Below are 20,705 nucleotides of genomic sequence, written 5' to 3'. Positions count from 1 at the left end.
AAATTTTAACGGTTACGGTGAGCTTAGAACTTCACGTTCAGGTCGACTTGCCAGATCCAGTATTTGTCGAGCGCGTTGTTGGCGCCGACGTCGCCGGAGCCGGAAGCGATCACGCTGTCGTTTTTGCGTTCGCCGTTCGCATACGTGAGGCTGAGTTGGGTGGCGGCGCCGAGGGCATAATTGCCGCCGAGGATGAAGCCCTGCATGTTCGTCTTGCTGTCGAACAGGTCGGAATCGACGAGATTGGAATCCAGCGCGAAGGCGCCAACGGATTGATAAATCACACGTGCATCCCATTCACGGGGCAGCGAGGCTTTGCCGTATTGGAAACCGACGTGGTAGGCTTTGTCTTCGCCGTCGAGATCGGGGCGGCCGAATTTCGCAGCGCGTTTGTCGGCATCGAGATTGATGGCGAAGTCAGCGAAAGCGCGCAGCGGCACGCCGTTGCCGGCGACCCAGTTGTATTCGAAAGGAATTTCGAGCACCGTGAGGTTGTTGATCGGCGCAGCGTTGGTGGCCGTGGCGACCGTGTTAAAGGCCGCCGGATTGGCGCGCTGGTCGGCGCCCAGGAACGTGTAGAGCACCGGTGAGATCTGGAAGAAGTTCGTCGCGCCATTGATGTAGCGCTTGTAGCCACCCTGCCACGCGGTGAAGAAAAGATCTTCGGTGCCTGCGATGTTAGCCGGAGTGACGGCTGCGAACGGGTCTTGCGTGCCGGACGTGCTGTAGAGGAACTGGCCGAGCGTGACGAAGAATTCATTATTGCCGCGACGGGTGCGGAATTGCTCGGCGAGACCTTCAGGATTGATGTCGCCGTCCCAGACCATCGAGGTCGTGACGAGCGGGTTGGCCATGCGACCGGCGGTGAAAGACCATTCGGCGGTCGGCGTCCACGTGGCGTAGATTTGACCGATGTAGATACCGTCGTTCGTCTTGGCGAACGGGCCGGCGTCGTCACCCATGGTCACGTTGCTGGAGCGGCTGCCGGTCGAGGTTTCCAAGCGGGCACCAAATGCCCAGTTGTTCAGAACTTTGCCGGAAAGCAGCGTGCGGAAACGATAGCGAAAACGATCGCGGTGCAGGTCGTCGCCATTGGCGAGTTCGCCGCCGCGGCCTTCATAACGAATGCGCGCGTCGCCGGAGATACGCAATTCGGTGACCGTGGAGCTAAGGTTGAGTTTACCGGCGGCGGTGTTGGAGGCGAAGTCGCGCACGAGTTCGGCACGAAGGTCTTCGGCTTCCTGGTCGCTGAGGAGACCCTTGCGCACAAGGATGTCGATGAGCGGGCCGCTGTCTTGAGCGAGCGCAGCGCTCGCGCACACAAGGGCGGCGGTCGCGACTGCGATCAGTTTGGTTTTAAGATTACGCATTTTTCAGTCCTGCTTGGCTTGAGTTGGGTGATGTGCCGGCAAGGTGGCCGGTCACGGACTGAAAGATAGCGGCCCAATGTTACGGTTTCGTGTCGTCTGTGTTACAAACCGGGAAAAGCACCACCTTGGCGTGATTTACCCACAGCCCAGCGAGCGAGCGGAACGCGTGCTACGCAGCTCGCTTGTCGCGGCCCTTCCCCTCGAGCAACGCGAGGAGCAAATCATTCTTCACCAGAATCCCCAGGAATTTTTTCGTGTCGGGCTCCACCACCGGAATCGTCTGTCCGGATTGCTGGGCGAATAACTTCAACGCCTCCGCGAGCGGCGCATCCGGCGCGATGGTCGGCATATCTTCACGCAACACATCGCCCGCGATCACATGTTCAGCGATGGCCGCGTCACTGAGGTAAGGCTTGATGTCGTGCAGCGAAATCACTCCCGCGTAACGCTCTTCCGCCGCCGTCACGTAAATTTCCTCATGACGCGATTCGAGGAACTCTTTCGCAATCGCTTCGAAGTGCGCTGTGAGCGCGACGGGCGTGGTCTGCTTTTTCACGAGGTCGGAAACCACGCCGGGCAAGCGCACGAGTTCTGGTTCTTCGGCGGCTTTTTTCTTCAACGCTTCGCTGTAAAGTGAATGTCCCTCGATGCCTCGCGCCGTGTAATAGGCGACCACGCTGCACAGCATCAGTGGCAGGATGATGTCGTAGCTCAGCGTCATCTCGAACAGCATGATGATCGCCATCACCGGCGCGTGGCTCGCCGCCGCCAGCAACGCACCCATCCCCACGAGCGCGAACGCCTGCGGATCCGCCGCACCCGTCGGCCAGATCGCATGCACCCCGTAACCAAATAAGTAGCCCATCGCCGCCCCGATAAAAAGCGTCGGCGTAAACACACCGCCCGGCGCACCCGAGCCAAACGACGCCGCCGTCGCCGCCCATTTGCACACGAGCACGAGAAATAACATCTGCCACGCGAGCCCGCCGTTCAAAATCGAGACGACCACGCTGTAGCCGTTGCCCGTGACTTCCGGCACCCACACGGCGAGCCCGCCCACCATCAAGCCGCCCAAACCGAGTCGCAGCGGCAGCGGCAACTTCGTGCGCGCAAACACAGCTTCCGTTGCGCGCAGCGATTTCAAAAACCACGGCGACAACGTGCCCGCCACAATCCCCAAGCCGACGAAGGGCCCGATTTCCCAGAGCGAGTGCAACGTAAACTCCGGCACCTTGTAGAGCGTGTGCGCATCGGATAGCGCGCGCATCGTGAGCGTCGCCGACACCGCCGACACCGCGAGCGGCCCGAGACTCTCCATCGCAATCGTGCCGAGAATAATTTCCGCCACGAAAAAGGAACCCGCAATCGGCGCATTGTAAGCCGAGGCAATGCCCGCCGCCGCTCCGCAAGCGACGAGCAAACGCAGTTGCGGCGCCGACATTTTTCGCCAGCGCCCGATCCATGAAGCGGCCACCGCCGCGAGTTGCACGAGCGGGCCTTCGCGACCGATCGATCCGCCCGACGCGATCGAAAACATCGCCGCCGTGCTCTTCACCAGCGACGGGCGCGTATGAATTTCGCCGTTTCCGATGAGAATCGCCTCCATGTAGTCGGTGGAGCTTTGGCCGCGGTGCAGGCGCTTGCCGAACAACAATACAAAACCCGCCATCAAGCCGCCGACCGCGGGAATGCTGAGCCGCTGCCACCATTCCAACCCGCGAAACGAATCCACCATACCGGAGCCGGTGCCGGTCATGAAATAATGTAACAGGTCGATGCCGCCGCGAAAAATCAGCGCTGCGAGCGCACCCAGCACGCCTGCGACCGCGGCCCAACAAAGTGTTTCCTGCCACGGCGAAGGCCGCAGTTTTTCGACAATCCACAAACGCCAGCGCAGCAATCGTAACAGGCGTTCATAAAATTGCGGCACCCCTACCTTCACGGTTTTTTTGGGTTAAATGCCGAAGCCGTGTCCACGTAAATTACGATGCGCTTCACGTTCGGCCTGACAAGGCTTGTTCGTTGTCCTCGCAGATTAAAAAAATCAGGCGTTTATCGCCGGACGCACTTCATCATCCGCCGCCGCTTTCTCTTCCGCTTCCGGTGACACCGGCACTGGCAGAGTTGTGACAGTTGCCGTCGGTGCAGGCGGCGCTTCCGGCTCACTCGTTTCCACTGCGCGAAGTTGGATCAAGCTGTTGAGCGAACTGAAATGAGTCGTCCACTCGAAGTCGCCCGTTGAGTTGTCGATGATCTGACTGAAGAGCTGACGCTTCTCCGTCTTGAGCGCTTGGATGCGCTCTTCGATCGTGCCCGCCGTCACCATGCGATACACGAAAACGGTATTCGTTTGGCCGATGCGGTGCACGCGATCGATCGCTTGATCTTCGACGGCGGGATTCCACCACGGATCAAGTAAGAATACATAATCCGCCGCGTGCAACGTGATGCCCGTGCCGGCGGCTTTGAGGCTGACCAACATCGCCGCCGCGCCTTGCGCATGCTGAAATTGATACACCGGTTTTTGCCGATCCACGGTCATGCCGGTGATTTCGTAGAGCGGAAGATCCGGATAATGCTGCACGAGCGCACTGCGCACGCGATTAAGCAGCGTCACGAATTGCGAAAAGATGACGACCTTGTGACCGCTCGCGACCACCTCCTGAAGTTTCTCGATGAGCAACTCCAGTTTGCCGCTCTGCTCCAAGGGTGAGTCCATCCACGGCAACAAATCCGGGTCGCAACACACCTGGCGCAAACGCGTCAGCAGTGCGAGGAAGCCAAACGATTTTTCGCGCAGCGCCACCGTGATATCTTCGCCCAGACGCGCCAGACCTTCGGTGCAAATGCGCGCGTATTCGGCGCGCTGCACTTCGCTGAGCGGGCAAAGCAAATCCATCTCAACCTTCGGCGGCAGTTCTTTTGCGACTTCCTTTTTCGTGCGGCGAAGGATGAACGGCGCGACTTGCTGCCGCAGACGTTTCATCGTGCCGTCGCGATCCTGCGCCAACGCCGCCTCGAACGCCGTGCGCGAACCGAGCAGGCCGGGCAGCAGGTAACGGAAAATCGACCAAAGATCCAACTGACGATTCTCGAGCGGCGTGCCAGTCATGACGATGCGGTGCTTCGTTTTAATCGCGAAGCACGCCTGCGTGACTTTCGCGTCGGGATTTTTGATGAACTGTCCCTCGTCGAGCACCGCGTAGCCAAACTCGATCTTGTCGAGCAACCCGCGGTGTTTGCGCAGCTGCGTGTAGCTCGCGATCCAGATGCAGGGTTCTTTGTTTGTCGTGAAATCGTGGCCCGACTTCAGCGTGTCGACTTTCGCCTCCGGGAAAAACCGCGCGATTTCTTCGCGCCACACCGGCACCACGCTCGCCGGGCACACCACGATGTGACGAAAACCCTCCAACGGACGCGAACGCAGCAACGCAATCACTTGCGCGGTTTTGCCGAGACCCATTTCGTCCGCGAGCAAGCCGTGGCAATCCGTCTCGCAGAGGTGGTGCATCCACTCGACGCCACGGCGTTGATAATTACGCAGGTAGTCCGGCAGCGTCGGCGATTCCGCCGGCGGGGTGAGCACCTTGTCGCGCCAGTTCATGATCTCCGGGCCGAGCGTGACCTTGATGCGGTTGTCGCTGAACAAAGAGAAAATCAAATACGGCGGAATTTTCCCGTCGCTCGTTTGCGTCTCCTCGATGTTGCGACGCCACTGGTTGTAGCTCTCCCACTTCTCGGGGGTCATCGTGACGATGCCGAGATCGGGCAACAGCATCGGGGTGCGCCCGTGTTTTAACAACGCGGCTGCTTGTTCGTCGGTGAGCAGTTTTTCGCCGGCGCGGAAAATCCAACGCAGGTTCAATCCACCGACATCTGAAGTCGACCCGCCACGGCGATCCGCCACCGCTTCGATTTCGAGCGAACGCGCGCCTTGTTTGATGCTCTCGACCTTCGCATCGATCTCGACGCCGAATTGCTTTTTCCAATGCGGCAGGATGTCGCGCAGAAATCCGGGGATGTCCGCCAGCGCATCAAGCGCGTAGGCATGCGTGGTCTGGTTGTAACGGAAATGGGCTTTGCGCGCGTAAGTCGCCAGCGCGATGAGCTTGGCGCGCTCCGTCGCAGTCGGGTGGTTGGTCGTGTTGCCCAGCGCCGGGACGCGCGTGCGCCCGTGTTTCCAATACGCGAGAAACACCAAGCCGTCCGCCGTGGTGGTGAAGCTCAGCAATAAATCGCGCGGCGCACGATCGGCTCCCGCCGCCGGCGCACCGTGCACGGTCGGAGCCGGCGCCGCGGTCAGTGCCGCGACTGCGTGACCGTGCCCTGTCGGCGCAGCCGCCGCTTGCCCCGCATTGGCCCCGGGAGCCACGGTCGTGCCGTTTCTACGCGTGAGTCCGCGCGAGAGCGCATTCAGTTCGTCAGCCAAAAGTTCTTCGATCTCGTGCAACCCAGCCACCGCGATGGCATTAGCCAGCGCCTCATCGGTGGACGAGGAACGCACTTTGATTTTTTCGCCGTCCCATTCGATGACCGCGTATTCCTCTTTTTTCTCAACTTTGCGGTGGATAATCGCGTCGCTGGCACCGAGTTCTACTTCCCGAATCTCGCCGTCACGATACATCGCGTGGCCTTTCTCGACATGTTCGGGGTCAAACTGCGGTTCCCAGTCCGCCTCCAGGCGTTCGAACCAAAACTCAAGGGATTGCGGAGTATAGATCCGCTTCGGGCCGTGTGTTTGCATCAAACTAAAAGTCAGACGTTAGAAACTTCCGCGCGGCTCGGGCAATCACTATTTCGACTTTTTGTGACCAAGTGGAAACTGCTTCGTTTTACGTAATCGTCACGCGGAAGCCACGGGTTCTTCACACGCTTACCTCAAGCTTGGCCCGTGCTCGCCGCGTGGCAGGTCGCCACCAGTCGGGCCGACTCGCTTGAACATCACACTCGTCACCGAAACTTACTCTCCTGAAATCAACGGCGTCGCGATGACGCTCGGCCACCTCGTGCAAGGCCTCGCGGCCCGCGGCCATCGCGTGACGATCATCCGTCCGCGCCAGCGCTCGGAAAAAGGCGCGCCCGCGATCCTCGTCAACGGCTCCGTGTCGCAACATCTGGTGCAAGGCTTGCCGATCCCCGGTTATCCCCTGCTCCGCTTTGGCCTGCCCGCGGCGCGCCGCTTGAAGAAACTGTGGCGCAACGAACGCCCGGATCTCGTCCACATCGCCACGGAAGGTCCGCTGGGCTTTTCCGCACTTAACTCGGCGCGCTCGCTCGGTCTGCCGGTGACTTCGAGCTTCCACACCAACTTTCACCAATACACGCACAACTACCGCTTCAGCTGGTTGTTTTCCGTCACGGCGAAGTGGCTGCGCTACTTCCACAATCGCACGCTGCGCACCTTCGCGCCGACCCGCGAACTTTGCGACCAGCTCGCCGCCGATGGTTATAAAAATCTCCGCGTGCTCTCCCGCGGAGTGGACATCGCGCAATTTTCAAAAGCCCGCGCGGATCTTTTGCTGCGCGAAAAATGGGGCGTCACCGCCGGCGACCCGGTCGTCATCCACACGGGCCGGCTCGCGCGCGAAAAAAACTACAGGCTCATCTTCCGTGCATTTGACGCCATGCGCGCGGCGAATCCCCGCTGTCGCTTCATCGTGGTGGGCGACGGCCCGCTGCGCACCGCGCTGCAAGCCGCGCATCCTTACGCGCACTTCACGGGCTTCGTGGATCGCGCAACGCTCGCCGCGCATTACGCGTCAGCCGACATCTACCTACACGCGAGCGTGACCGAGACCTACGGCAACGTCGCCGCCGAGGCGCTCGCGAGCGGCCTCGCCTTCGCCGGCTACGACTACGCGGCCGCGCACGAACTCGTCCGCTCTGGCGAAAACGGCCTGCTCATTCCTCTCGGCGACGAAATCGCTTTCATCGCTTCCGCCGTAAAACTCGCCGCCGAACCAGATCTCGTCGCCCGCCTGCGCGCGCGTGCCGCCGACCTCGTGCGCGACCGTTCGTGGGCCAACATCGTAGCGCAATTCGACGCTGATCTCACGGAAGCCGTCGCCAGCCATCGCGAAGACATTTCCTCAGACACCAATCCTAGCCTCACGAACACCAACCTCGCGACCTCCTCCCGCCCATGAGCAAAGCCGCCCTTCACGTCCGCACCGTCATCCTGTCCGACATTCACCTCGGCACGCCCGACAGCAAAGTCGAGGAAGTCACCCACTTCCTTAAACACGTGCGCTGCGACCGCCTGATTCTCAACGGCGACATCATCGACGGCTGGCGCCTCAAACGCGGCGCCGCGTGGTCGAAGACGCACACGAAATTCGTCCGCCGCGTCCTCACGATGATCCAGAAACGCGACACCGAAGTGATTTATCTCCGCGGCAATCACGACGATTTTCTCGGCCGCTTGTTGCCGATGCAATTCGAACGGCTGAGCTTGGTGGAAGACTACGTCCTCGAAACCGAACGCGGTCGCTACCTCGTGCTGCACGGCGACGTGTTCGACGGAGTGATTAAGAACATGGTATTCCTAGCCCACCTTGGCGACATCGGCTACACGCTGCTGCTGCGCCTCAACCGCCTCTACAACTGGTTTCGCAAACTGCGCGGCAAGGAATATTTCTCGCTGAGCAAAGCAATCAAGGCCCGCGTCAAACAAGCCGTCAGTTTCGTCGGAAAATTCGAAGACCAAGTCGCCGCGCTCGCCCGCGACCGGGGCTGCGTGGGCGTCATTTGCGGACACATCCACACCGCCGCCGATAAAATGGTCGGCGACATCCATTACTTAAATTCCGGTGACTGGGTCGAATCGCTCACCGGCATCGTCGAGTATTACGACGGGCGTTTCGAACTCATCTCGTTCGCCGATTTCGTCACCCGCGTGCCGATGACCTCCACGGTCGAATCCACGCCGGAAGAAATCGACGATTCGCTCCAGATTCCGGTGCTCGTCTGAACTCGCGTATGCAAACTGTCCTGATCTTAACCGCCGGCTATGGCGAAGGCCACAACAGCGCCGCCCGCGCTTTGGAAGCCGCGTTTAACGAGCGGCCCGACACGCGCGCGGAACTCGTGGACATTTTCGCCCTGCGCGCCCCGCGCCTGAATCATATTTCGCGACTCGGCTATATTCGTGTCATCAATTCCGCGCCACGAATCTGGAGCAGCATCTACTCCTGGCTCGATAAATCGCCGCGCGTTCCCGCACTCTTCCGCGGCCTCGCCAGCCACCGACGCCTGCTCGGCAAAATCATCGCCGAGAAAAAACCTGCCGCGATTGTTTCCACTTATCCGGTTTATGCGTGGCTGTTAAACGAACTGCGTCGCGAAGGCCTGCAATTCTGCCCGCATCACACAGTCGTGACCGATGCGCTCACCATCAACTCGCTGTGGTATCGTTCCGGTTCCGCGGGTTGGTTTGTGACGGACGACGACTCCGCCGCTTTCCTTCGCGAAAAAAATGTGCCGGCGGAAAAAATTCACGTGACCGGATTTCCCGTGGCGCTCGCCTTCGCCGATCGCCCGGCGCACCTCGCCCCGCCCGAACCCGTGAGCCCGACGCAACCACGTCGGGTATTGTTCATGATCAACTGTGGACGCGCCCGCGCCGTCGCCATCGCCCGCGCACTGCTGCGTAATCCCGCCTGGCACGTGACCATCACTGCGGGCCGCGACGAATCCCTGCAGACCGAGTTAAAAGCGATCGCCGCGAAATCTTTCGCAACCTACGAAATCCTCGGGTGGACGAATCGCATTCCCGATCTGCTCATGACGCATCACGTCATCATCAGCAAAGCCGGTGGTGCCACCACGCAGGAATCGATCAATGCGCTCTGCCCGATGCTTGTGAACCAAATCGTCCCCGGCCAGGAAGAAGGCAACTACGAGCTCATCCGCCGTAACGAAGCCGGCGCTCTCGCAGAAACCCCGGAGATGATTGTCGCGACCCTGAACGCCGCTTTCGCCGACAATGCCGCGCTCTGGCGCAAATGGCGCGGAAATCTCGGCTTATTCGCCCAACCGAACGCAGCGCGGAATATCGCCGCGACCGTGCTCGCGCCCATCGAAGCAAGTCCGATTGGAAGCGGGGCCATTAGCCCCGCGAGGCATCATACTGTATCGGCGCTGTAGGTTGCGCGCTTGCGCGCAATGTGGCGTGCAGACCCGCCACCTACGAAATGATCGCGCTAATTTCGCCCCGCAGGGCTGATGGCCCTGCCTCGGAAAATAGGAGTTATTTGTTCAGCTGCTGTCGGATCGCTGCAAGCGTGCGCTCGGTCGCACCACGATTAGCGGCGTGCCACGCGCGCGCGGCCGCGGCGAGGCGATCACGTTGGGCGGAATCCTGCAGCAATTCCACCGTGACAGCGATCAGTTCGCTGTGCGTCTCCACTTTGCGCACCGCCCCCGCCTCGGTGAGTGTGCGGATGATTTCGTGGAAGTTCGACATGCGCGGCCCGTGCAAAACAGGTTTCCCAAGCACCGCCGCTTCGACCGGCGTCTGGCCGCCTTCGTGCGGCGCGAGACTTTTTCCAGCGAACACCACGTCCGCGAGTTGCGTGAATTTACGTAACTCCCCTGTCGTGTCACCGACCGCGACATCGACCGTGTGCGGCGCGAGCCCGTCGCTGCGAAAATGAAACTTGAGTCCGGTCTTCTCCAGCAAGCCGCGCAGCTCTTCCCGCCGTTCTGCATGTCGCGGCACGATCAACAACGAAACGTTCAAGCCGCGATCGCGCGCCGATTTCAGCGCGGTGATGAGGGCCGTTTCCTCGCCGGGCCATGTGGACGAGCCGAGTAAAATCAAACCGTCCGGCAGCCCAAGTTCGCTGCGCAGCGAAACCTTTTCCGCGTCGGCCATTGCCGGAATACTGACATCAAGCTTGAGGTTACCAGTCGTCTGTAATTTCTCGCGCGAAAATCCGAGCGACTCGAACCTCCGCTCATCGCGCTTCGACGAACACAGCACCTGCGCCATCCCTTCCGCGAGCGGTCGCATGAAAGCGCGGAAACGCAGCGAGCGGCGGTAGCTTTTGTCGGACATGCGCGCATTCACGCTCACCACCGGCACGCCACGCGCCCGCGCTTGATGCACGTGCTCCGGCCAGCGCTCGCCTTCCATGAGAATGCACAAATCCGGCTGCACTTTTTTCCAAGCACGCGCGTTGAACGCCCAGAAATCCAACGGGAAATACCCAATGCCCGCCACGAGCCCCGCATATTTTTCCTTCGCCAGCTTGTAGCCCGTGCTCGTGGTCGTCGTGAGATAAACCTCCACGCCGCCGTCGCGTTTAAATGCCTCGAGCAGCGGAGTGATCGCGAGCATCTCGCCGACACTGACCGCTTGGAGCCAGATCCGTTTCACGCCCGCCTGCTTCGGCGGCAAGGCCGGCACCTCGCCAAAACGATGCCAAAACCCTTCTGCGTAACCGCCGCGACGTCGCATCCGCCATAGATAATACGGCGCTGCGATGAGCAGCAGCGGTAAAAACAAAAATCGGTAGAGCCAGATCACGTCGCTAAAGACGGAGATTAAAAAACCACAGAGGCACAGAGTTCACAGAGCAATTCCTCCGTGTTCTCTGTGCCTCTGTGGTTCAATTGAGAGCGCTTATTTGCCCAAGATCCACGAGAAGATCAATGGCACCACGATGGTGGCGTCGCTCTCGACGATGAACTTCGGCGTCTTCTGGCCGAGCTTGCCCCACGTGATTTTCTCGTTCGGCACGGCCCCGGAATAGGAACCGTAGCTCGTGGTCGAGTCGCTGATTTGTGCAAAGTAACCCCACAACGGCACGCTGGTGCGGCCAAGATCCTGATGCAGCATCGGCACGACGCAGATCGGAAAATCGCCCGCGATACCGCCGCCGATTTGGAAAAACCCAATCGAGCCTTCGCCCGTGCGGAGGAGTTTGGCGACATCGGTATACCAACCGGCGAGCCACGTCATGTATTCGATGCCGGTGCGGACGGTGTGGACATTCTTAATTTCCCCGGTCACGACGCGGCCGGCATACATGTTGCCGAGCGTGGCGTCTTCCCAACCCGGAACGATAATCGGGAGATTCTTTTCGCACGCGGCGAGCATCCACGAATTTTTCGGATCGATCTGATAATATTTTTTAAGATCACCCGAGCGGATCATTTTATACATGAACTCGTGCGGGAAATAACGTTCGCCTGCCGCGTCGGCGGCGAGCCATTGCTTGGCGATGGCGGCTTCGATGCGGCGCATCGCTTCACCTTCGGGAATGCAGGTGTCCGTCACGCGATTCATGTGACGATCGAGCAGGCCTTGCTCATCTTCGGCCGTGAGATGGCGGTAGTGCGGGACGCGCTCGTAGTAATCGTGGGCGACCAGGTTGAAGATATCTTCTTCGAGATTGGCGCCGGTGCAGACGATGGCGTGCACCTTGTCCTTGCGAATCATCTCGGCGAGCGTGATGCCGAGTTCAGCCGTGGACATCGCGCCGGCGAGCGTCACGAGCATCTTGCCACCCGCAGCGAGGTGGGTCTCGTAACCCTTGGCGGTGTCCATGAGCGCGGCCGCGTTGAAATGGCGGTAATTATGCGCGATGAACTTCGACACCGGGCCCTTCTTGGCCGCGAGCTTCGCGTTGATGTCTTCGGGGCGTTTCGTCTGGCGTTTAGCTTTGATCATTTCGCGTCTAGCAAGGAAGCCGGGCGCACATTTGGCCACACAAAAGTCGGGCGAAATCCACGCGTGCGGACCGCGCCAGGTGCTTCGTCGAATAGGCCCAACGACTCATAGTTGGAAACTTGCAGTCGCGGTGCGGGTCGGTGAAATTTACCACTATGTTCCTCTCGCGACCTGTTGCTCTGTTCCGCGCTACGTTCATCGCCCTGTTGCTCGCTCCGCTGCTGATTTTCGCCGCGGATTTCGCGCACGAGACCAGCGACCTCACCGTCGATCCGGCCATCAAATGGGGCAAACTGGACAACGGTCTGCGCTACGCGCTCCTCAAAAACTCCGAGCCCAAAGGCCGCATCAGCGCGCGTCTCGCAATCAAAGTTGGCTCGCTCTACGAAAACGAAGACCAGCGCGGCGTCGCTCACTTCCTTGAGCACATGGCGTTCAATGGCAGCAAACATTTTCCCTCCGCCAACGTCATCGAATTTTTCCAGAAACTCGGCATGGAGTTCGGCGGCGACACCAATGCGTCCACCAGTTTCGACCGCACGATTTACCAACTCGAATTGCCCGACACGAAAACCGAGACGCTGCACGAAGCGCTCACGTATTTTTCCGACGTCGCTGGCGGACTGCTCCTCGAATCCAAGGAAATCGACAAGGAACGCGGTATCATCCTCAGCGAAAAACGCGCGCGCGACTCCGTCGGCCTGCGCACGTTCCTGGCGGAACTGAATTTCCTCATTCCCGACAGCCGCTTTCCGCAGCGTCTGCCGATCGGCACAGAGGAAGTGATTCGCGGCGCCGCACGCGAGCGTTTCGTAGAATTCTACGATGCGTGGTATCGCCCCGAACGCATGGTGCTCGTAATCGTCGGCGATATTGATCCCGAAAAAGTCGAAGCGACCGTTAAAGAGATTTTCGCGCCGCTTGCGGCGCGCGCGCCCGCGTTGCCCGAGCCGCGTCTGGGCACGGTCGTTCCTCCGGAAAATGTCATCGCGGGCCTACACACTGAGATGGAAGCGGGCAGCACGAACGTCGGCCTGCAAACCGTCGTCCCCTACTCCCACGAAGTCGATAACGCGGCCAACCGCCTCAAATATCTCCCGCGCACGCTCGCGTTGCGGATGTTAAATCGCCGCCTGTCGATTCTCGCGAAGAAAGAAAATGCGCCGTTCGTCAGCGGCATGGTCGGCGTGACGGAGCAGTTCGAATTTTTCCGCAACGCCTCCATCGAACTCAACTGTCGCCCCGACCAATGGCGGGAAGCGCTCGAGGTCGCCGAGCAGGAACTGCGGCGCGCCCTCGAACACGGTTTCCAAGCCGACGAACTCGCCGAATCCATCGCTGAACTCAGCAATAATCTTCAGCAAGCCGTCCGCACCGCACCCACGCGCCGCTCCGGCCCGCTCGCCGACGACATCGTCGATGATGTGCTCGATCGCTCGGTGCCGACGCATCCGGTCGTCAATCTCGAGCTCTACAAACCCGCGCTCGCCAGTATCACGACCAAGGACTGCACCGAGGCCCTGCGGGAAGCGTGGAACGAAACGAATGGCCGCAAGATTTTTGTCTCCGGCAATCTGCAACTCTCGCGCGCCCCGCAAAATATCGCCGCCGCTTACAACGCCAGCACCAAGATCGCGGTCGCGGCGCCGCCGGAAAATACGCAATCCGAGTTCGCCTATACCGACTTCGGCAAGCCGGGCGAAGTTGAAAAAACTGAAGTGGTCGAAGATCTCGGCGCCACGCTCATCCGTTTCAAAAATAACGTCCGCCTCAATCTCAAGCCGACGGATTTCGAGTCCGGTCGCATTCGCATTTCCGTGCGCATCGGCGGCGGCGTCCTCACGATGCCACTCGATAAACCCGGCCTGACATTGCTCGCAAACTCGACGTTCACGCCGGGCGGTCTCGGCAAACACAGCGTCGACGACCTGCAACGCCTGCTCGCGGGCAAAACGGTCGGCCTCGGCTTCGGCGCGCAAACTGATGCATTCACTTTCTCCGGCTCGACGAATCGCGACGACCTGCTGCTTCAGCTTCAACTTTTCTGCGCGTTCATCACTGATCCGGGCTATCGTCCTGAAGCGATGCGCCAGATGCAGAAAGGCGCTGAGCAACTTTACAATCGCCTCGCCCACACGCTCGAAGGCCCGCTGCAGTTGGAATTTTCCCGCCTCCTTGCGAGTGGCGACGTGCGCTTCGGCCTGCCCCCGAAAGACGTGCTCCTTTCACGTAATACGGACGAATTGAAGAGCTGGCTTTCCCCGCAATTCGCCAAAGGCCCGATCGAAATCGCCATCGTCGGCGACTTCGACCCCGACGCCACCGTCACCGCCGTCGCACAGACCTTCGGAGCGCTGCCGAAGCGCGCGAAGAAACCCGACTACGACAAAGCACGCAAAGTCTCCAAACCGGCGGAGCCGCTGGTTAAATCTTACGAAGTCGCTACCGAAATCCCGAAGGGCCTGGTGCAACTTTACTGGCCCGCGACTGATGCGCGCGACGTAAAGATCGCCCGCCGTTTCCGCCTCCTCGCCGACGTCCTCGCAGACCGTCTGCGCGTTAAAATCCGCGAGCAAATGGGCGGCACTTACAGCCCCAACGCCGGCGCAGACCTCAGCGACACTTATCCTAATTACGGTTTCATCGCCGCGTCGGCTACGGTCGCGCCCGATGAAGCGCGCGCCATCGCTGATGCCATGAAAGCCGCCGCCGCGTCGCTTTACACCGATGGCGTCACCGAAGAGGAACTCGTCCGCGTCAAACAACCCATCCTCACCGGCCTGCGTGAGTCCTCACGCACCAATCCCTACTGGCTGGGCAGCGTGTTGAGTTCCGCGCAAGAGTTCCCCGAACGCCTTGACTGGAGCCGCACACGTTACAGCGACAACGAAAGTGTCACCGCCGAAGAGCTGACCGCATTGGCTAAGCAATACCTCGACCCGGCTAAAACCTCCGAAGTCATCGTATTGCCTGCGCCAAAGGCTGAGCCCGCGGCGCAGCCAACGACCAGCGAGACGCCAACGCCGAATTCTTAAACGAGCGAAAGGTGGTCGCCGGTCTCAGCACCGGCGACAGCCACGCGCGCGTTAGGACGTCGGTGCCAAGACCGACACTCACCTCCAAAACAAAAAACACCGTATCCTTTTGAGATACGGTGCTTAAAGTGGTGGCCAGTCTCGGAATCGAACCGAGGACACAAGGATTTTCAGTCCTCTGCTCTACCAACTGAGCTAACTGGCCAAGCCCGATTTGAGTCGGGAAGAGGCCGAGATAAAAGGGCGGCCATGGGGTGCGTCAACGGGGAATTTCACTTTTGGCAAAGTTGCCGAACTGGCAATTCCCGCGCGGCGCGTGACTTAGATTTTCTTGAAGACCAACGCGGCATTCTGGCCGCCAAATCCGAGGTTGTCGCTCATCACCGCTTTGAGGTCCGCTTTACGCGCAACGTTCGGTGTGTAATCGAGATCACACTCCGGATCGGGCGTTTCGTAGTTAATCGTCGGTGGCACGTCGCCCGTTTGCAGGGACTTGACACTGATGATGGCTTCAATCCCGCCCGCTGCACCGAGCAAGTGACCCGTCATCGATTTCGTGGAGCTGATGATGACTTTTTGCGCGTGATCGCCGAAGACTTTCTTGATCGCGAGCGTCTCGAACTTGTCGTTGTAAGGCGTGGAAGTGCCGTGCGCGTTGATGTAATCGATGTCCGACGGCTGTAGGCCGGCATCTTGAATCGAACGGCGCATCGCTAGCGACAGGCCTTTGCCTTCAGGGTCCGGGGACGTGATATGATACGCGTCGCACGTCGCGGCGTAACCGGCGAGTTCGCAATAAATGTGCGCGCCGCGCGCCTGGGCGTGTTCGAGGCTTTCGATGACGAGCACACCGGAGCCCTCGCCCATGATGAACCCATCGCGGTTCGCGTCGAACGGACGGCTGGCTTTACCGGGAAATTCGTTGTTCGTGCTCATCGCTTTCATCGAGCAGAAACCCGCGTAGGAAAGCGGCGTGATGGACGCTTCGGTGCCACCGCAAATCATCACGTCGGCATCGCCGTCGCGAATCATGCGCACCGATTCACCGATGGCGTGCGTCGCCGTCGCGCACGCGCTCACGACACCGAAGTTCGGACCGCGCGCGCCGAGCTCGATCGCGACGAGACCCGTGCACATGTTGGAAATCAGAGCCGGAATCATGAACGGCGACACCTTGCGCGGGCCGCGTTCGAGGAGGACTTTGTGCTGCGTCTCGATCGTCAACATGCCGCCAATGCCGGAGCCGATAATGACGCCCACGCGGTCGCCATCTTCCTTGGTCATGTCGAGTTTCGCGTCGGCCACCGCTTGTTTCGCCGCACAAAAACCAAAGTGCGTATAACGGTCGTTACGCCGCACTTCCTTCGGATCCATGTGCTGCGTGGCGTCCCAGCCGCGCACTTCGGCCCCGATCTGGCAGGTGTAGTCCTTGGTGTCGAACAGGGTCACGCGGTCGATGCCACACTTGCCGGCGAGGATGTTCGCCCAGAAGTCGTTAACATTGTGGCCGAGCGAGGTGATGACGCCCAGACCCGTAACTACGACGCGTTTTTTTGAAGAAGCTGTTTCCATCGAATGTTCAGAGGTGGAAAATAAAAAAGCGCCCTACCGAGCCAGCCCGAGGCCAGACGGCAGAACGCTTTGGACAGAAACCAAAATCTTACTTCTTGCCAGCTTTGGCTTCGATGTAAGCGGTCACATCGCCGACGGTCTGCAGCTTTTCAGCATCCGCCTCGGGAATCTCGCCTTTGATCTCATCTTTGAACTCTTCTTCGAAGGCCATGATGAGCTCGACCGTGTCGAGGGAATCGGCGCCGAGGTCGTCGAGGAACGATGCCTGCGGGGTGATCTGTTCTTCGTTAACATTCAGTTGGTTAACGATGATTTCTTTGACGCGCTGTTCGATGGTTTTCTGGTCGGCCATGTTAAAATTGGGTTCGTGAACGTGTTGTGAAAAGGGGTCACATCACCATGCCGCCGTCAACGGTAAAAACTTGGCCGGTGATGTAGTTGGCTTCCTCGGAACAGAGGAAGGCGGTCATGTGGGCGATATCGGCGGCTTCGCCGAGACGCTTAAGCGGAATTACCGCGGAAATCTTCTCCGCAGCTTCCGGCGGCATGGCGGCGGTCATGTCGGTTTTGATGAAACCAGGCGCTACGGCGTTCGAAGTGACGTTACGGGCGGCAAATTCCTTCGCGATGGACTTTGTAAAGCCGATCATCCCGGCCTTGGCGGCGCAGTAATTGGCCTGGCCGGCGTTGCCCATGAGGGCGACGACCGACGTGATGTTCACAATGCGGCCCCAGCGCTTCTGCGTCATGGAACGACCGATGTGTTTCGTCCAGTAATAGCAGCTGTTTAAATTGGTCGCGATGACAGAGTTCCAATCATCCTCGGACATGCGGAACAGCAGGCCATCTTTTGTGATGCCGGCGTTGTTCACTAAAATATCGATCTGGCCAAACTCCGCGAGCAAGTCGGCACTGGCCTTCGCGACAGCGGCGCCGTCGGCGACATCGACCGCGAGCGCCTTGGCTTTGCCACCAGCGGCAATGATACCCGCGGCGGTCGCGCCGCAGCTGTCGGCGGACTTGCTCACGCAAATCACGGTCACGCCGTTCTTCGCCAGCAAATCAGCGATCGCTTTGCCAATGCCACGGCCCGCGCCGGTCACCAGCGCCACTCGATTATTGAAGGTAAGACTCATAGGTAACGGCCATACAGCGCCGTTACCCTGCCCTTTTGTCAATACACGTCACGCTGGTAGCGCTGGTCCTTCTTCATCTGCTTCACGTAGGCAATCGCGGCCGCGGCGTCCAAGCCACCTTGCTGCGCAATCACATCGTGCAGCGCCACATCGACGTCCTTTGCCATGCGCTTGGCGTCGCCGCAGACGTAGAAATGCGCGCCATTTTGAATCCACGCCCAAAGTTCGGCGGCGTTTTCACGCATGCGATCTTGCACGTAAACTTTGAGGACTTGATCGCGCGAGAACGCGAGGTCGGCGCGCGCGAGTTGGCCCTTCGCCTGCCACTCGGTCCATTCCTCTTCGTAAAGATAATCTGTGCCGCGGTGTTGATCGCCGAAAAACAGCCAGTTGCGGCCAGTCGCGTTCGTCGCGACGCGTTCCTGCATAAATGCACGGAACGGTGCCACGCCCGTGCCCGGCCCGACCATGATGATGTCTTTCGCCGTATCTGCCGGCACGCCAAAGTGCGAATCGGAAACGAAGATCGGCACCGGCGTATTTTTCAGCTCGACGCGGTCGGACAGAAACGTGCTCGCCACGCCGACGCGCGTGCGGTGATTCGTTTCGTAACGCACAATCGCCACCGTGAGGTGCACTTCGGTCGGAAATGGTTTCGAAGACGACGCGATCGAGTAGAGGCGCGGCATCAATTTGCGCATGAGATCGACGAGTTCTTGCGGCGCGATTTTGGCGCTCGGAAATTCCGCCAGCAAATCCACGTATTCGCGATCTTCGAGATAACCGGCGAGTTGGTCTTTGCCCTCCGGCGCGAGCAGCACGGCGAGTTTGGCTTTGTCGCCTTCGTCCGCGGATTTAGCCGCGAGCAGTTCCAGGAATTTGCGCGTCGGCTTCGCGAGGGCGAGACGGCTGGTAAGCGCTTCGCGGAGCGGGATCGGCGTGGTGAGTTTCAACATCGCCGGCGACACGGCTTCCTGACCGCTCGCGCTGAGGCGCATGAGCAATTCGTCGACTTCGCTTGCGCGATTAGTCGGGAAAACACCGAGGGAATCGCCGACTTTGTAGTGCAAATCGCTGCCCGCGATGTCCACGACGAGATGGCGCGTCTCTTTGTGCGAACCGGGTTTGTTGAGGAGCCGGTTTTCGATCAGTTTCGCAGGAAACGGATTATCTTTCGAGAAGGCGCTGGTCTGGACGTGTTCGCTCATGAGGAGGGTCTTTTTAGGCATTTCGCCTGCGGTGTAGGCAAGCACCGTTTGTGCCATAGTGAATCTCGTTGCGCAGGCTCTTTTCGCCAGCCATGAAGCCAACTCACATGGAACCGGTTCGCATTCAAAAATACATCGCCGACGCCGGCATCTGTTCACGCCGCGCCGCCGAGGCATTGATCGTAGCCGGGGAGGTTTACGTTAACAGCAAGCCCGCCACCCTCGGCCAGAAAATCGAGCCGGGCGTCGACAAGGTCACCGTCAAAGGCAAAGGCGTCGCCTCCAAACCACAGCCGAAGATCGCCCTCGTGATGCACAAGCCGCGCGGGCTGGTGTGCAGCAACAACGATCCGCACGAGCTCCACACGATTTTCGATCTCCTGCCCAAGGAATGGTCGCGCCTGCGCCTGTTTTGCGCCGGTCGTTTAGACAAAGACAGCGAAGGTCTCGTAATCCTCACCTCCGACGGCGACCTCGCGCACCGGCTCATGCACCCGTCGAATCTCGTCGTGAAACGCTACTACGTTTCCCTCGAAGAACCGTTTCCCGCCGCGCGCCTGAAAAAGCTCCTCAGTGGCGTCGTGATCGAAGGCGAACACCTGAAAGTCGAGCGCGCCAATCTCGTTAACGCGAAGCCCGACAAGAGCTCGACCGAGCTCGATGTGCACATGCACCACGGTAAAAAGCGCGAAATCCGTCAGCTGTTTACCGCGCTCGGTTTTGAAGTGCGCCGCCTCCGCCGTTATCAAATCGGCGAATTGCGCTTAAAGGGAATTCCTTCGCGCGGCGTGAAACAACTCTCCGAGAAAGAAATCAAATCCCTCTTCGCGGTGCCGGCCATCCATTACCGCGAAATGAATCCCTCCACCCACGATGAAAATTAAACTCATCCTCACAACGCTCGCGCTGATTACCGCGCGCCTCGCGGCTGAAACCGTCGCCACCGACACCGCCGTTTTCATCCAGACCGACGCAAAATCCCCGATCATCGCCCGGCTCAAAGCCGGTGCGCTCATCGTGCCCGTAGGCGAAGCGCCCGCCGGTTGGAAACGCATCGAAGTCGCCGGCCCGTTCGACGCTTACGTCAACAATCGCGACGTCACCAAGAGCCTCGACGTGCGCGAAGGCGCCAGCATTCACTCCGCCCCGAGCAAAGATTCGCCCGTGATGACCATCGCCCAACCCGGCGACAAAACTGAACTCGTCGGCCTCGCCAACAGCGACTGGGCCCTGATCAAACTCGATAAACCCCTCCAAGGTTTCATCGCCGTCGGCGCCACCGCCAACACCCCATCAACCGCGAAACCGATTTTCAACGTCACCACGCCACCGCCCGCGTCGACCTCAGTGACGGTTGCGTCGTCGACTCCCGTCACGACACCCGGCCGTCCCGCTGCCGCCAGCGCCAACAACGCCGATCTCGCCCGCGTGTTGACCGGCAAATTTGTCGTCGCGAAACGCCTCCTCAATCTGAACCCGCCCTACGACTACCAACTCATGGATTCCAGCGGTCGTCGTTTGGCTTACATCGACACGAAACGCTTGCTGCTCACGGACAAACTCGAAGCTTACATCGATCGTAGCATCACCGTCACCGGCACGTGGCGAAACACCCTCGACGGCAAAGATCTCGTCATCGCCGCCGAGTCTTTGAAACTAAACTAAGCGTCCTCTCGTTTTTTGGAGCCGGTCGCGCGCGCGCCGGCTTT

General features: G+C 59.8%; 15 protein-coding genes and 1 tRNA gene. 6 read left to right on the top strand and 10 right to left on the bottom strand.

Annotation, left to right across the window (positions count from 1 at the left end):
• Positions 1 to 23: 23 nt before the first annotated feature.
• The 3 genes from ACRRQW_RS13905 to ACRRQW_RS13895 form a co-directional block, all read right to left on the bottom strand.
• Entirely contained in the window at positions 24 to 1,370 is a 1,347-nt protein-coding gene (locus ACRRQW_RS13905) for a putative porin (protein WP_438482114.1), read from the bottom strand.
• Between the two features lie 169 nt (positions 1,371 to 1,539).
• Entirely contained in the window at positions 1,540 to 3,312 is a 1,773-nt protein-coding gene (locus tag ACRRQW_RS13900; RefSeq protein WP_438482112.1) for a ClcB-like voltage-gated chloride channel protein, read from the bottom strand.
• 102 nt (positions 3,313 to 3,414) lie between these two features.
• A complete protein-coding gene (locus tag ACRRQW_RS13895) occupies positions 3,415 to 6,114 on the bottom strand; it encodes a DEAD/DEAH box helicase (RefSeq protein ID WP_438482110.1) in 2,700 nt (899 codons plus the stop codon).
• A gap of 190 nt (positions 6,115 to 6,304) precedes the next feature.
• Between ACRRQW_RS13895 and ACRRQW_RS13890 the strand changes: the two genes are divergently transcribed.
• From ACRRQW_RS13890 to ACRRQW_RS13880, 3 genes are read left to right on the top strand one after another with little or no spacing between them, the layout of a single operon-like run.
• The gene (locus ACRRQW_RS13890) at positions 6,305 to 7,516 is read left to right on the top strand and encodes a glycosyltransferase family 4 protein (RefSeq protein ID WP_438482108.1); all 1,212 of its coding nucleotides are present in this window, start codon (positions 6,305 to 6,307) and stop codon (positions 7,514 to 7,516) included.
• Positions 7,513 to 8,340, top strand: coding sequence for a UDP-2,3-diacylglucosamine diphosphatase (locus ACRRQW_RS13885; protein ID WP_438482106.1), 828 nt, complete (start codon positions 7,513 to 7,515; stop codon positions 8,338 to 8,340). The genes ACRRQW_RS13890 and ACRRQW_RS13885 overlap by 4 nt, the downstream gene beginning before the upstream one ends.
• Before the next feature lie 8 nt (positions 8,341 to 8,348).
• The gene (locus ACRRQW_RS13880; RefSeq protein WP_438482104.1) at positions 8,349 to 9,515 is read left to right on the top strand and encodes an MGDG synthase family glycosyltransferase; all 1,167 of its coding nucleotides are present in this window, start codon (positions 8,349 to 8,351) and stop codon (positions 9,513 to 9,515) included.
• Positions 9,516 to 9,618: 103 nt separating this feature from the next.
• Here the strand turns inward: ACRRQW_RS13880 and ACRRQW_RS13875 are convergent, their stop codons facing one another.
• Positions 9,619 to 10,899 (bottom strand): 3-deoxy-D-manno-octulosonic acid transferase, encoded by a 1,281-nt coding sequence (locus tag ACRRQW_RS13875; protein ID WP_438482103.1) that lies wholly within the window; start codon positions 10,897 to 10,899, stop codon positions 9,619 to 9,621.
• 96 nt (positions 10,900 to 10,995) lie between these two features.
• Positions 10,996 to 12,045, bottom strand: coding sequence for a deoxyhypusine synthase family protein (locus ACRRQW_RS13870; RefSeq protein WP_438482101.1), 1,050 nt, complete (start codon positions 12,043 to 12,045; stop codon positions 10,996 to 10,998).
• Positions 12,046 to 12,200: 155 nt separating this feature from the next.
• Here ACRRQW_RS13870 and ACRRQW_RS13865 point away from each other — a divergent pair, with 155 nt between their 5' ends.
• A complete protein-coding gene (locus tag ACRRQW_RS13865; protein ID WP_438482099.1) occupies positions 12,201 to 15,080 on the top strand; it encodes a M16 family metallopeptidase in 2,880 nt (959 codons plus the stop codon).
• A gap of 129 nt (positions 15,081 to 15,209) precedes the next feature.
• Here ACRRQW_RS13865 and ACRRQW_RS13860 read toward each other — a convergent pair.
• The 5 genes from ACRRQW_RS13860 to ACRRQW_RS13840 all read right to left on the bottom strand — a co-directional run bounded on the left by ACRRQW_RS13860 (position 15,210) and on the right by ACRRQW_RS13840 (position 19,017).
• A tRNA-Phe gene (locus tag ACRRQW_RS13860) sits at positions 15,210 to 15,285 on the bottom strand.
• A 116-nt stretch (positions 15,286 to 15,401) separates the two neighbouring features.
• Complete coding sequence (gene fabF / locus ACRRQW_RS13855) at positions 15,402 to 16,652, bottom strand: beta-ketoacyl-ACP synthase II (RefSeq protein ID WP_438482097.1); 1,251 nt, start codon at positions 16,650 to 16,652, stop codon at positions 15,402 to 15,404.
• A gap of 88 nt (positions 16,653 to 16,740) precedes the next feature.
• The gene (locus ACRRQW_RS13850; RefSeq protein ID WP_438482095.1) at positions 16,741 to 17,004 is read right to left on the bottom strand and encodes an acyl carrier protein; all 264 of its coding nucleotides are present in this window, start codon (positions 17,002 to 17,004) and stop codon (positions 16,741 to 16,743) included.
• 37 nt (positions 17,005 to 17,041) lie between these two features.
• Positions 17,042 to 17,788: a 3-oxoacyl-[acyl-carrier-protein] reductase gene (gene fabG / locus ACRRQW_RS13845; protein WP_438482093.1), complete on the bottom strand. Its 747-nt coding sequence runs from the start codon at positions 17,786 to 17,788 to the stop codon at positions 17,042 to 17,044.
• Positions 17,789 to 17,826: 38 nt separating this feature from the next.
• Positions 17,827 to 19,017 carry a sulfite reductase subunit alpha gene (locus ACRRQW_RS13840; protein ID WP_438482092.1) on the bottom strand — a complete coding sequence of 397 codons (1,191 nt, stop codon included), beginning with the start codon at positions 19,015 to 19,017 and terminating at the stop codon, positions 17,827 to 17,829.
• A gap of 71 nt (positions 19,018 to 19,088) precedes the next feature.
• Here ACRRQW_RS13840 and ACRRQW_RS13835 point away from each other — a divergent pair, with 71 nt between their 5' ends.
• Both ACRRQW_RS13835 and ACRRQW_RS13830 read left to right on the top strand, forming a co-directional pair.
• Positions 19,089 to 19,880 (top strand): pseudouridine synthase, encoded by a 792-nt coding sequence (locus ACRRQW_RS13835; protein WP_438482091.1) that lies wholly within the window; start codon positions 19,089 to 19,091, stop codon positions 19,878 to 19,880.
• Complete coding sequence (locus tag ACRRQW_RS13830) at positions 19,870 to 20,661, top strand: SH3 domain-containing protein (protein ID WP_438482090.1); 792 nt, start codon at positions 19,870 to 19,872, stop codon at positions 20,659 to 20,661. The genes ACRRQW_RS13835 and ACRRQW_RS13830 overlap by 11 nt, the downstream gene beginning before the upstream one ends.
• Positions 20,662 to 20,705 lie beyond the last annotated feature (44 nt).

Source organism: Oleiharenicola lentus (assembly GCF_051660365.1).
In the GTDB taxonomy this organism is placed as follows: Bacteria; Verrucomicrobiota; Verrucomicrobiia; order Opitutales; family Opitutaceae; genus Lacunisphaera; species Lacunisphaera lenta_A.
This window is presented reverse-complemented; position numbering and strand designations above follow the sequence as displayed.